12 protein-coding genes and 1 tRNA gene are annotated in these 12916 nt (G+C 36.0%); 2 read left to right on the top strand and 11 right to left on the bottom strand.

The window, feature by feature from the left end; all coding sequences use genetic code 11:
- Positions 1-8: 8 nt before the first annotated feature.
- Both GXZ72_01240 and GXZ72_01235 read left to right on the top strand, forming a co-directional pair.
- Positions 9-533, top strand: coding sequence for a 2'-5' RNA ligase family protein (locus GXZ72_01240; protein HHT18178.1), 525 nt, complete (start codon positions 9-11; stop codon positions 531-533).
- Positions 534-611: 78 nt separating this feature from the next.
- Positions 612-3104, top strand: coding sequence for a DEAD/DEAH box helicase (locus tag GXZ72_01235; GenBank protein HHT18177.1), 2493 nt, complete (start codon positions 612-614; stop codon positions 3102-3104).
- 584 nt (positions 3105-3688) lie between these two features.
- Here the strand turns inward: GXZ72_01235 and GXZ72_01230 are convergent.
- From GXZ72_01230 to GXZ72_01180, 11 genes are all read right to left on the bottom strand, one after another.
- A tRNA-Ile gene (locus GXZ72_01230) sits at positions 3689-3761 on the bottom strand.
- Between the two features lie 195 nt (positions 3762-3956).
- Positions 3957-4514 carry an AAA family ATPase gene (locus tag GXZ72_01225; GenBank protein ID HHT18176.1) on the bottom strand — a complete coding sequence of 186 codons (558 nt, stop codon included), beginning with the start codon at positions 4512-4514 and terminating at the stop codon, positions 3957-3959.
- A 48-nt stretch (positions 4515-4562) separates the two neighbouring features.
- Positions 4563-4853 (bottom strand): metal-sulfur cluster assembly factor, encoded by a 291-nt coding sequence (locus GXZ72_01220; GenBank protein HHT18175.1) that lies wholly within the window; start codon positions 4851-4853, stop codon positions 4563-4565.
- A gap of 156 nt (positions 4854-5009) precedes the next feature.
- Positions 5010-5924, bottom strand: coding sequence for a DUF5591 domain-containing protein (locus GXZ72_01215; protein ID HHT18174.1), 915 nt, complete (start codon positions 5922-5924; stop codon positions 5010-5012).
- Positions 5924-6988 carry a PAS domain-containing protein gene (locus tag GXZ72_01210; protein ID HHT18173.1) on the bottom strand — a complete coding sequence of 355 codons (1065 nt, stop codon included), beginning with the start codon at positions 6986-6988 and terminating at the stop codon, positions 5924-5926. The genes GXZ72_01215 and GXZ72_01210 overlap by 1 nt, the downstream gene beginning before the upstream one ends.
- A 130-nt stretch (positions 6989-7118) precedes the next feature.
- A complete protein-coding gene (locus GXZ72_01205) occupies positions 7119-8615 on the bottom strand; it encodes a DUF2769 domain-containing protein (protein HHT18172.1) in 1497 nt (498 codons plus the stop codon).
- 615 nt (positions 8616-9230) lie between these two features.
- Positions 9231-10412, bottom strand: a complete 1182-nt coding sequence (locus GXZ72_01200) for an NAD(P)/FAD-dependent oxidoreductase (protein HHT18171.1) — start codon at positions 10410-10412, stop codon at positions 9231-9233.
- Position 10413: 1 nt separating this feature from the next.
- The gene (locus tag GXZ72_01195; protein HHT18170.1) at positions 10414-10584 is read right to left on the bottom strand and encodes a 4Fe-4S binding protein; all 171 of its coding nucleotides are present in this window, start codon (positions 10582-10584) and stop codon (positions 10414-10416) included.
- Between the two features lie 259 nt (positions 10585-10843).
- Complete coding sequence (locus tag GXZ72_01190) at positions 10844-11020, bottom strand: TIGR04165 family Cys-rich peptide (GenBank protein ID HHT18169.1); 177 nt, start codon at positions 11018-11020, stop codon at positions 10844-10846.
- 73 nt (positions 11021-11093) lie between these two features.
- A complete protein-coding gene (locus tag GXZ72_01185; protein HHT18168.1) occupies positions 11094-11348 on the bottom strand; it encodes a hypothetical protein in 255 nt (84 codons plus the stop codon).
- 28 nt (positions 11349-11376) lie between these two features.
- Positions 11377-12531 carry a TIGR04083 family peptide-modifying radical SAM enzyme gene (locus GXZ72_01180; GenBank protein HHT18167.1) on the bottom strand — a complete coding sequence of 385 codons (1155 nt, stop codon included), beginning with the start codon at positions 12529-12531 and terminating at the stop codon, positions 11377-11379.
- Positions 12532-12916 lie beyond the last annotated feature (385 nt).

The following is a 12916-nucleotide window of genomic DNA, read 5'->3' as shown; positions in this document are numbered from 1 at the left end:
GGATTCACATGTCACTTTTAGCCCTTGCATATCCACGTATAAGTAAAAAAGATTATAAGTGGATTAATGACTTCCGAGAAGAAAATGATGAACTCAATCGCAGAGTGATGGAACCACATTTTGCTCTGGTATTCCCAGTATTCAACCAGAGACCAGAAACTTTCATAGAAGAGATCAAAAGCCGTTCTGCTGATCATCACTCAATAAATTTTGTCATACGATGTGCAGTAATGGATAAAAACGCTTTTACACCATATTGGCATGTTTATCTAGTGCCAGATGAAGGGTACAGTCAGATCATCAAACTACATGACAGCTTGTATTCTGGAAAATTGTCCCATGAATTGCGCATGGATTCACCATTCATCCCTCATATTGAAATTGCCAATTCTGTGGAAAAATGGACTTGTAAAGAATGGGTAGACCAGATAAACTATTTGAATCTAGAAATTAAGGGGAGCATAGAGGAGTTAGATGTGGTTGAGTATCATGACGAACGAGTAGAAACCCTTGAAAAAATAAAACTATCTTAATCAACATTTTTTTTATATTCAATTTTTAAAACTAATTATGGGAAATACAATTAGGAATATTAATAAAACAAGGCAAAAATGATAATCTTAAGACGAAAAAAAAAGATAGTGGAGTTATTTCCCATTGGAAGTTCTAAAGGAGCTATTAACAGTAGGAGAAGTCCTCTTTTCTATGGTTATATTAAGCTTCGTCGTGTTGATGGTAATTTAAAGATTCACAAGTTCATTGTTAAGAAGGATAAAGAAATTATATTCCCACCCAGTGAAGCAGTGAAAATTCTCAGAAAACAAAACATTTTTTTGATAGGTTCAGATCCAGACACTGAAGAATTACTTAATTCATTAAATATTAATTTTAAACACACGCTTATCTGCAAGCACTGCACATTTGAAGGTTTCATCACCCTAATAAATAAGGAAAAATCATATATTTTCCACGAAGATTACCTCTGCCGTATATGTGCTGAAAACGAGATAAAACGAGAATTAAAATCAAGATCGTATGATTTGAGCACGTTTCCCAGATTTAAACAGATGTTGGATGAAACAGGTAACTTGGAACGGGTTCTAAGTGTTTTTAACCCCCGTTTTGATCCTTTGAAAAATACAGAACTCACCATGTATGATAAAATCAGCACCAAAAGTGCTCTTAATCTTCCAAAAGTTAGAATAGACCATCTTAAAATTCCTAAAAAACTTATAGACTCTTTTAAAAAACAGGGCACCCATCTGTTGCCAGTACAAGTCCTGGCAATTCAAGCTGGACTTTTGGAAGGCGAGAACCTACTGGTGGTTTCAGCAACTGCAAGTGGAAAAACACTCATTGGAGAGATGGCTGGAATACCAGAGGCCCTAACCGGTGGAAAACTCCTTTTTTTAACCCCCCTAGTTGCATTAGCCAACCAAAAATATGGGGATTTCAAGAGAAGATATGAAAAAATGGGATTAAATGTTTCAATAAGAGTAGGAATGAGCCGGATCAATGCTAAAGAAGAGATTGTTATTCCTGAAGAAGATATTAATGATGCGGACATAATAGTGGGAACCTATGAAGGTCTGGATTTCCTCCTCCGAGCAGGTAAATCATCCCATTTAAACAACCTAAAGACAGTTGTGGTAGATGAAATCCACATGTTAGGGGATGATGAAAGAGGACCTCGACTTCGTGGACTTATTCATCGTTTGAAGACACTTTTCCCATCGGTACAGTTAATAGGTTTATCTGCTACTGTTGGAAATCCCCGTGAAATTGCCACGGAATTTGGTCTCAAACTGGTAGAATATCCCCAACGCCCGGTGCCATTAGAAAGACACCTAATATTTGTCACCACAGAAGAGGAAAAAAATCACCTTTTAAGCCAGTTATCCCGTGTTGAATACCAGAACAGATCAAAAAAGGGATATCATGGTCAAAGTATCATTTTCACTAATTCACGCCGTAAAACACATAGTATTGCAGATTATCTGGTTAGAAGGGGCGTTAAAGCAGCAGCATATCATGCTGGTTTATCTTATGTTAAGAAAAACAGGATTGAAAAAGATTTTGCCAATCAAAAGTTGGCAGCAGTGGTAACTACTGCTGCATTGGCTGCTGGTGTGGATTTTCCAGCTTCGCAAGTTTTATTTGAAAGTCTGGTTATGGGGAATAAACGATTAACAGCAAATGAATTTTCTCAAATGTTAGGTCGTGCTGGCAGACCGGCTTACCATGATCAGGGAAAAGTATATCTTTTGCCTGAAGTTGGGAGAAGCTATGGGGATGAAACAGAAGAATCACAAGCTATGGAGTTGTTGGCCAGTGAAACGGAACCAGTGAAGGTTACTTATTCTGAGGACAGTCAACTGGAACAGTTCCTAGCTGATATATGTGCTGGACGTGCGGACACATTCTCAAAACTAACTGAAGATTATGAAAACGAAGAATTCCCACTGGAACTTGAAGAAGCATTCAACATCCTCTTAGATTATCATCTGGTGAATGAACAAGAGGGCATAATATCAGCCACAGATTATGGTAGAGCAGTTTCTGTGTCTTTTTTATCCTATGAGGAGGGTGATTTCATCCGGGAAAATATGATGAAGATGGATCCCTTGGATATTGCCCTAGAGTTGGAACCCTTTGAAAATGCCTATCTTTCCAACAGAATCACCACCCAAATTGGCAGAATACTAAAAATAAATATGTCAACCCGTTTGTTTGCAGACAGCACTCTTGATATTCTCAGCTCTAGCAGTGCAATTTCCAAACTAGAACCCCATCTGAGAGAGCGTGTTATGAAACTTCAAATGGATTTTTATACCTGTAAATGTAAGGAAAGACCATTTTGTGGTTGCTTCCAAAGGGAACTTTCCCGTAAAATTGTTAAAAAGAGACTCAACCGGAGGGATCCAGTTGAAATCAGTCGAAAACTAATGCGGGACTATGAAATCCATGCTTATGCTGGAGATGTTTTCAGTTGGTTGGATTCCCTCATCAGGATGCTTGAAGCAGTGCGCAGGATAGCCAATGCTTACCGAAATAAAAAAGTAGTCAGGCAAACTAATCAGTTGATAAGGGATATTGAAAACTGATTTTTTAATTAAATGTGAATAAAATTTTATTACTATTTGAGTTTTTTTTTGGAAGTTTTTGATGAACCAGTTTAGAAATAGATTAAAATTACCTTTCCCAGTCCAATAAAATTCAAAATATACATAAGTAGTATGTGATTATTTTTCAAGTTATCATTTGTTTTTATAGTCTATATTTTTAACAGATTTAGGATGGAAATTTGTAAAAAATTGCTTACTTATACATGAATGATTTCACATTATTAAAATACCATAATAAGGTTTATCATGCAAAAATAAGGCACTAAATGGGTTAGAATGGGAAAAATAAAGAATTATGTCATTAATTTTCGAAAATAAAAGGAAGAAAATGGTAAAAGAGGTAAAAAAATGAGGTAATTAATTACCAAATTTACCATTGCTCCATCATATAGTATCCCAAACTCAGCATATATATTTTTTCTAAATTGGAGTTTTTTATTATTTTTAGGTAGAATTTGATGTCAACAGTAAATTTACAATAACTTTGGAACTATCTCTATTTTGGGTTTTGATTGTCAAAAATTATGACATTTCTTTAAAAAAAGTCTTAATGAAGGTAGTAATGGGCCCGCTGGGGTTCGAACCCAGGACCTCACGGTTATCAGCCGTGCGCTCTACCGCCTAAGCCACGGGCCCCATTTAATAGTAGTACAGCTTTCAGAACAAGAATTTTATAATTAATTTAAAAACTGCAGGGGTAGATGCAAGATTTAGATTTCATCATATATAATCCTTGTGATGTTGATAGATTTTTAATGAAAATATTATTGGAATTTTGGCATTTACTAGACAATATCGGCAGACCAGTTATAGATTACAATCATTTACATTTCAATAGTCAGATTTATTTACCAGTATTGATTCCAGTTCTGTTAAGCACGTTTCAAAATCATAGTTATTTAATATTATCAGATTGCAGCCTAAACATGCCGAAGCACTGATCATGGCCAGTCTTAACATCTTAACATGTTCATTGTGTGTTTTTTGTCCTGGGATAATTCTTTTTTTCATTGGGTCAGCACGTATTCTATGGATAATATCCTCATATGCAGATTCGATAATGATTATAATATCTGGCCTGATTATGTTCAGGGGTAGTGAAATCAGATAACCTTCCCTAAAATGGTCTAAACCATGAAGGTCTAAAAGAATATTTTTTTTATCCTTAATCTGCAGTGCAGTTTTTTCCCATATTCCGTGTTGAATTGTAAGGTCTAAACTGAACATTTCAGGGAGGGTGGTGGCTAAACCTCTATTCTGAGCTATTTCCAACATCACCCGTCCATAGTTCACGTGTTGATATTTGGAATTTTCAGAGGCAGCTGTGCATAGTGAGGTTTTACCTGCTCCAGGAACTCCCACTACAGCAACTCGCTCCCATGGCCTCATTTTAAACACAACTTGTAGCGAGACCTTCCAACACAATAAAGGGGGTAATTATTTATTCACCATTTCATTTATGGCATCAGCCATCATATGGCCTTCAATTTCGATCTCTGCTTTGTCAATTTCTTCTAATTTTTCAGCAGCAACTCGAGCTTGCATTGCCATATTAGCAGCACTCATACAACCTGGATTTGTTGGTTTTATTACAATTTTAGCAGTTTTATCCTTTTCACTTGCTTGAATATCTGCCACAAGTCCCATTTCCACAATACTAATACCCATATGGGGATCAGCTACTTGGCCAAGAGCTTCTCTAACCTTTGCTATTAATTCTTCGCTCATAATCATACCTCAAAAAATTGATTTTTGTATATTTTACACCATTTGATAGGATTATAATGTAAAATACTCTAAAAAACATTCATATAAATTAAATAAAGACATTTTTTTTATTTCTATTAATGGTATTTATATTTATTCATAATATTAGTCCACAGACTATTGGCTCAATCTGTGCCTTACCCGCACAGCAACACCCTTTTCTCCTTTTTTCATTTCTTCACCAGACATGAGGGACTTTCCAACTCCAATAACTTCTCCATTTCTAATGATAACCACTTCATCTTTGGGGATTATCTTGGGATAAGCATCAACCACTCCTGGTGCAAAAAGGGTGTTGGTCTTAAGATCAAAATCGATTTCAACCCAGTTAACACCAATGTCATTCAATAAGATGCCCCCTTTCATATTTAGGCTGTAAAGGCCGTTATCATGATGCAACACGGCAATTTGTTCATTTTCATGCATCAAACGCCGGTCAAATCTTCCTATCAATTTATAATTGGATGGTACTAATTTATCTGCTTTTTGTGTATTAAACTGATATCTTGCAATTGATCTGAGCATATGTGTCTGTCTTTTGCGACTCTTAATTTTGCCATATTTTTTAACTTCCTTTTTAAGGTTTTGCATGGATTCAGAAGAAGTGGTCCTACCATCAATACAAGTAAAAATAGCATTGGGCAAGTATTCTTGACACACGGTCAAGTAACCATGTGCTACATGGGCTATCACTTCTTTATCCTGAACATATTCAGCTAAACATTCCCCGGTGAGTGCAATCTCCTCCAATGACCAGTCACCAACTGTAGAAACATCATAAGACTGGATAGGATAAGTATTTTCCATTTCTCGTGGACAAACTCCAAAGGGCGATGTTAAAATAGCTTCCTGAAAGCCTCTAGTGGCTTGGCTGAAAATCCGATGAGACTTACTTGATGAATATGGTTTCCGCATGCTGCAAGGCAGTACCACCACCACTTCTCCCAGAGGTTCTAATAGCCCCATGCGTTCTCTCCAACGACGAGCTTCAGGTCGGTGGAGTGAAGTTTCATTGGTGCATAGTACTTTGATCATTTACGTTTTCCCCTTTTTTGTTCATGGAATTTTATAGAAAAATGAGCTCCTTGACTTCCATCAACCTCTATCTGGCCATTAATTTGATCAGTTAAGCTATGTATCAATCTTAAACCTAAACTATCACTATTTTCAATTTTAAAACCAGAAGGTAACCCTTTACCATTGTCTTTGGCTTCAAGTAACAATTCACCATTTTCTACTTTCTTCAAATTCAAATTTATTGTCCCTATTTGCTTAGCTGGAAAAGCATGTTTCACAGAGTTGGTTAGCAATTCATTGATAATAAGGCCTACTGGGATGGCAGTATCAACATCTAACATTATATTTTCAATATCTAACACCAGACTTACATTGTCATGATTGGATAGGTGAACATTGGAAAAATCTCGTGACAACTCCTCAATATATTCTTTCATATTAACCAGTTTAAGATTTCCAGAACTATACAATTTTTCATGTATAAGGGCCATGGTCTTTATCCTGCTTTGGCTGTCCTTGAAAATCTCCCTGGCAGATTCATCCTCAATGTAGCGAGATTGCAAACTCAGGAGACTGGACACCACTGAAAGATTGTTTTTAACCCGATGATAAATCTCTTTCATAAGCACATCTTTTTCTTTTAAAGCTTTCTTAAGATCCTTTTCCATCTTAACCCGTTTGGTGATATCCCTGGCAACATGCACACTACCCATTATGTTTCCTTCTTCATCCTCAATCGGGGTGACAGTCACCAAGAAAAAACCTCCAAGGTTATCCTCTTGAATTTCAGCTTTGTGCTGAGCACCATCAACAAGAAGTAAAGAATGTGGACAAGTATCAATGGGACATCTGGTTCCGTGAACCATCTCATAACAATTTTTTCCAACGATTTCTTCTGGTGAAACTCCCACACTATCAGCCATTGCCTTGTTAACTTTCACCACTCGGTGTTCGGTGTCCATGATGGTTATCAGATCAGGCAGGGCATTGAATGTTCTGTCCCATTCCTTGTTAGCCAATAAAAGAGCATTTCTAATGTGTTCGCATTCTAAAAGCTCTTCAGTATCTTTTTTGTTCAAATTACTATTCCCCACTAATATAATCAATTTTCAAATAATAATTATCATTATTTTTAATTCATTTCTTAGACTAAATAAAATAATAGAATATAAGTTAATTAATAAATATCATTTCATTTACAGGGAGAAACTAGTTCAAATAATGACCATCCAACCATTTAACATTGGCGATCATTGCGGTTTCCCTGCTTAAACTTATCAAATCATCTTTTTCCAGAAGGTTAACATCATTTTTACCAACCATGCGGGTAATGGTGGCTATTTCTTCTGTAGAAACATTTATGAAATTAGAAAGATTTCGTATCCCCTTTTTGACATCTAACTGTTCCATTAATTGTGGATTTTGAGTTGTCACTCCAGTTGGGCATAATCCACTGTAACAGACACGATATTGTTGGCAATTCATAGCTATCAGTGCTGATGTGCCTATATAAACTGCATCCGCACCTAAAGCTAGACATTTAGTAAAATCTGCAGAGTTCATCAATCCTCCGCCGGCAATGAGACTAAGATTGTCACGAACTCCCATTTTTTCAAGTTTCCTATGGGCACGGGGCAAAGCAGCCAGTATGGGAATTCCCATATTGTCTTTCACATATGTATTAGTGGCTCCAGTACCTCCACCAAAACCATCCAGTGAAATAAAGTCAATCCCTGCCTTTGACAAGATTTTAACATCTTTTTCCACATTTCCACACCCAATTTTCGCCCCTATGGGGATTCCTTTGCCAAGTTCCCTTAGCCAGTTAATTTTTTCTTCTAATTGTTCAGGGCTGGTGATGTCAGGGTGATGGGCTGGGGAATAAGCTGATTCGCCCTTTTTAAGTCCACGAATTTCTGCCACTTCTTCTGTGATTTTTTCGGCAGGCAGATAACTTCCTTTACCAGGATAAGCTCCCTGACCAAACCTTATCTCCACAGCACCAGCAGATTGGAGTAGTTCTTCATCGAAACCAAAACGTCCTGTTGAATATTGCACTATCATCAATTCAGGGGAAGTTTTTCTTTCCTCATGAAGCACACCTCCTTCTCCGGTGTTAAATCCAATATTCATTTTAGATGCTGTTTGGGATATTACCAGACGCACATTCCTGGAAACTGCTCCAAAACTCATACCTGAGATCATGATGGGTGAAGACACTTTCAAAGGTTTTTTAGATTTAGGTCCGATAGTTATAGATGTATTAACATCTTCCTCTTTGTTGAGGGGTATCCGTTCAATTTGCGCTGGTAAAAAATGGAGATCATCTAGTTTACAGGGAATTTCCTTCAAGGAGCCCATGGCAGATATCAAACTTTCTCCTGCAACTTTATCTTTGATTTCGACTATTTTTTCATAAAAATCAGTGTTTTCTTCATTATATTTCCGGCGCATAAGAGTTTTATTTTCTCCCACTTCTTCTAGGCTGCAAAAATAAATATTTTGCAGATTGTACTCAAAGTATAGGGGGCAACTGTTGCAGATGCAACCGTTGACAGGGATTTCACATTTACTAGCCCCAATACTACAATAAAGAACTTCATCCTTGCAGTTTTGGGAATAACTTGGACAGAAAGTGCATAAGCATTTTGCTCTATTTTCTGGTGTGTTTTCAATTCTGCTTTCATGTGATGAATCCTCTTTCATTTCATTGCCTCCACAACAATATTTACTATTTTCCTTATTTTTTTTATATCTCCAATTCTTACTTCAATAGAATTTTTTTTTACTTATTTTAGAATAAGTTGTAAGTTCATGTTAATCTTTCCATTAATGTTCCATTCATTATTATGATCAACCTCTATATTGGGGTTAATGATACATATTTTCATATGACTAATTACCACTCGTAAATTGAGATTAATTCTTTATGGAATAATTTAATATCAATCATCCCGTTTCTATACCGAATATTTTTATGATTTTCACTTATAACACCTAAAGAAAGTAGGTTTCAGCCAGCAGACTGATTTTGATAAATCTGAATCTTTAAGTATTAGATTTGAAGCTTATTTTATATCCAACATAAATATATGAAATTTTGAAGAACAAAAAAAAATGAGTTTGGGAAAAAAATATTATACTGCAGACTGCTTGGAAAATGCTTGTCAATTGTGAAAAAGAGGATGTTCTCGATGAATTAGGCGCATTTCAACATTAACAGTGATGTTAAAAAAATTACCAATTAAGGGTTTATATATCTAAAATTAAAAAGGGGGGGGGGAGGTTAAAATAAAATCATTTTTTTTTTTAAAAAAAAATTTAGAACAATTTACCCAACTTTAAAAGGGCTTTTGGCGAGATTTTAACCAGTTTTCTAACCATTTCTGCGGTGTTAATAGTTTCAAAGTCACTCTTTTGGAATGCTTCTGCAATCTGGTCTAATTCCTCATCAGAAAGACTTAAAAGATAATTTTTGGCCTTTAAATATTTTTCAAATGATTTGCCTAGTTCGGCTTCACAAAGTTCTTCATATATTTCAAGGCTTTTTTCCGAGTAATCACCTTCAATTACAGCTTGTGCGGCCACTTGACCAGCAATTCGACCTCCTAACATTCCACTAATAATACCTCCGCCTGTAAGTGGGTTTACCATACTTGCAGCGTCTCCAGTGACCAGAACATTATCGGTTACCTTTTTCTTGAGTAATCCACCAACAGGATCTCCACCAACATTGATTTCAACTGCTTGTGCATTTTTGGTGGCAGGATTATTCTTCACAAACTCTAAAAGGTGTTCATAGGCGCTTTTATCAGTCATAGTGGTTAAAACACCCAGACCTACATTAGCTATGTCATCGCCTTTAGGGAAAATCCAAGCATAACCTCCAGGAGATACACTACCAAAATAGAATTCTATGCAGTCTGGTTCTTCCATCTCAACTCCTGCCATTTCAAACTGGGCACAAGATTCCATATCTTTAGGTTTAAGAGAAGTTCGAAGTCCAGCCCATCTACCAACCCTTGATTCCGGGCCATCAGCAGCTATTACAATCTTAGCCTTGATTTGGAATTCTTCACCCATGCTCTCAGCAGTAACCACCATCTGACCATCTTCTCTTCGCATACCAGTAGCCAGGGTTTTGATCATGATTTGCACACCAGCACGACCAGCATCCATGGCCATGTATTTGTCAAAGACTTTACGTTCTAGGATGTAACCTGCTTCCGGGAGTTTTACTTTATCCTCAGTAAGGGTCACTGAAGTTCCATTTGGGGAAACCATACGGATTCCGCTTGCTTCTTTAGTCACCCAACGTTCAGATGGTTCGATTCCTAACTTTTTAAGCCCCTCTTTAGAAACGCCTTCAGCGCATCTTTTGGGAGATCCTATCTCGGATTTTTTGTCCATTAAAATTACACTGGAACCAGCTATGGCTGCGTGTTTTGCAGCAGTTGAACCTGCAGGGCCGGCCCCTATAACTAAAATATCAGTTTCAATCATATTAATCATCCCCTTTTTCCAGGGCCTGCACTGGACATGCCTTAACGCATATTCTGCAGTCTTTACAATCTTCTTCGTTGAAATTTAAGCTTATTTCGCGTACTTCAATGAGGTTACGAGGACATACACCTGCACATTCTCCGCAGTACATACACCATTCCTTAACTATCATATTATCAGTCTCTTATTGATTTTAAAAAAATTAACTATTTGAATTCTAATTGAAAAAATTACTTAATTAAAGTATTATCAAACATTTTGCTTTCTTACTTATAGTTTTTACTTTTTTTTTAAACTTTTTCTATTCACAGTAGAATAAATGATCTTTTTTTTAAAAAAGGATGAAACACAATATTAATTGGGAATAATAATACCTATTTTCGTATTGAAAATCTTAATATTTTATATAATTGATTTAAAGAGATTAGTGTCTATTTTTCATCCTCTTTTTTTTCATCTTCAGGGGATTTGAACACATAACCACAATTACTGCACGAAAAAGACTGTGTTGTACCAAATGCATGATGTTCTCTATCTAATCTCCTTCTAAGGGTTTTATCCATAGAACCGCATTCAGGGCATTTTTCATTAAGTTTTCCTAGGTTCATATATTTTGTCTCCTCACACATTAACAAGACATGTTTATTTTGTTTATTATGATACTAATAAGATTAATTTTTGTTAAGTTACAGTCATATTGTAGGGACCGGTTATATTGGTATCATTGTTTTTAGTTTTATTTTGGGATGATTTATGCGAAGATTTTGAAGTTTGGATGGTATTATCTGATGTCGTGTTATTAGAAACATTATGATATTTAAAAAGGGAGTAATTAGTTGAATGATTGTTTTGTTGGTCCAAATCAGCGAAATAACCAATGGCAGCTATGCCTAAAATTAAAACTATCCCCATAATCACTGGAGTGTTTTTCTTCATATTGATCTACTCACTATTTACTATTTTTCTAAGAAGGTTTGAGCATAATAGACATTATTCCCCTTTTAGTTTTTCGGTCCATGCCTGATGCATCATTTACCATGCCCAAACTGGGTCCTAGCATTTCTTTGGTAGCTCGTTTGGTGATTTCCTTGAAGATCATCTTATATGCAGTACAGTGGGGGTCTACTCCACTTATTTCGGCTTTACCTGTTTTTTCATTGATAGTAAGGGCGTTGTAGGGACATCCTCCTCTGCAGAACTTTATATAATTGCATCTTTTACACTCTGAGTCTACGTAGTCTTTGAAGCCATGAAGTAACTTCCAAGAATCAGACTGGGCTAAATCTTCCATACTGGGATGATCCCTTACATTTCCCATAACATATTCAGGCATTCCCACGAAACGATAGCAAGGATATATACTTCCATCTGGACCAACTGCGAAGGTGTCTCCCATGCAGTCCACAAAGGTGCAAACCACCCCTCGGCGTGTGAAAACACATTTTGCTAGGTGATCAATATTTTTAAGTTCGATTCTGTCCATATTTTCCAAGTACTGATCAAGTAGGTAAATTAAAAGTTCCCCATACTCTTCAGGGGATAAAGCCCATTTTTCAGGGTTAGCACCACGTAATGATGGCAAAGCAGGGTGTAGTTTAAGGTTCAAACCATTTTCCAGGAAAAAATTGAAAATTTCTTCCTTGAATTGGATGGAATAGGAGGTGAAAGTAGATATAAAGCTTACCTGCAAACCATGTTCCTTTGCAATTTCATAACCTTTCATTGTCTTCTGATAGTATCCTTCTCCCCTCTGCAAGTCATTCAGTTCCTCTGGACCATCCAGACTTGAACCAATAGGTATCTCATATTCTTTAAATAATTCTGCCAGTTCAGGTGTCAAGTTCCATAAATTGGTTTGAATTGCAAAAGCTGGCTTAAGATGTGCTAATCCATCAGCCAAGAGTGGTAATGATTCTTTAAAAAATTCATATCCTGCCAGTAATGGTTCTCCACCATGGAAGGTGAAAGTAACTGGTTCGTTTCGGAAGTCTTTAAGCCATTCTACTGTTTCTCTAATTATATTGACATCCATTATTGGGGAACTTTCCTCCGAACTCCAACAATACTCACAACTGGAAGGACATCCCAATGTGGGAACCAGCATCACATGAAAAGCCATAAAAATTCACCATTTTAAAGAAAAATTATAAACAATATAAATTCAATGATTAATTTTAAATTAATATTATACTAATTACTTATGTTTTTTAAATAATTGTCTTTTTTTCCAGACATCCTCAGATTACAAGTATTAGTATCCTATAAATAAATATTTGATCAGGCCAAAAAAAATTCTAAACACATCCTAAGAAAAGCCCATATTTTACTTATTCCAGTAATTTTTACTTATTCCAGTAATTTTTACTTATTCCAGTAATTTTCCCAATATTATGATGAACTATTAATTAATTCCCCTGACAATAAATCCTGACAATAAATAAATTGGAAATGTAATTGTTCATATTGTTCTGGTTGTAATATTATATAGTATCAATATAGAGTTT

The sequence above is a fragment of the Methanobacterium sp. genome (assembly GCA_012838205.1).
Lineage (GTDB): Archaea > Methanobacteriota > Methanobacteria > Methanobacteriales > Methanobacteriaceae > Methanobacterium.
The sequence above is the reverse complement of the archived record's forward strand: the minus strand, read 5'-3'. Positions and strand labels throughout refer to the sequence as shown.

Coding starts and splice junctions, on each gene's coding strand:
- GXZ72_01225 (HHT18176.1), bottom strand. CDS start 4,514: ATGAGGCCATGGGAGCGAGTTGCTGTAGTGGGAGTTCCTGGAGCAGGT.
- GXZ72_01190 (HHT18169.1), bottom strand. CDS start 11,020: ATGAACCTAGGAAAACTTAATGAAAAATGCCCTGAATGCGGTTCTATG.
- GXZ72_01205 (HHT18172.1), bottom strand. CDS start 8,615: ATGAAAGAGGATTCATCACATGAAAGCAGAATTGAAAACACACCAGAA.
- GXZ72_01200 (HHT18171.1), bottom strand. CDS start 10,412: ATGATTGAAACTGATATTTTAGTTATAGGGGCCGGCCCTGCAGGTTCA.
- GXZ72_01240 (HHT18178.1), top strand. CDS start 9: ATGTCACTTTTAGCCCTTGCATATCCACGTATAAGTAAAAAAGATTAT.
- GXZ72_01220 (HHT18175.1), bottom strand. CDS start 4,853: ATGAGCGAAGAATTAATAGCAAAGGTTAGAGAAGCTCTTGGCCAAGTA.
- GXZ72_01235 (HHT18177.1), top strand. CDS start 612: ATGATAATCTTAAGACGAAAAAAAAAGATAGTGGAGTTATTTCCCATT.
- GXZ72_01195 (HHT18170.1), bottom strand. CDS start 10,584: ATGATAGTTAAGGAATGGTGTATGTACTGCGGAGAATGTGCAGGTGTA.
- GXZ72_01185 (HHT18168.1), bottom strand. CDS start 11,348: ATGAAGAAAAACACTCCAGTGATTATGGGGATAGTTTTAATTTTAGGC.
- GXZ72_01180 (HHT18167.1), bottom strand. CDS start 12,531: ATGGCTTTTCATGTGATGCTGGTTCCCACATTGGGATGTCCTTCCAGT.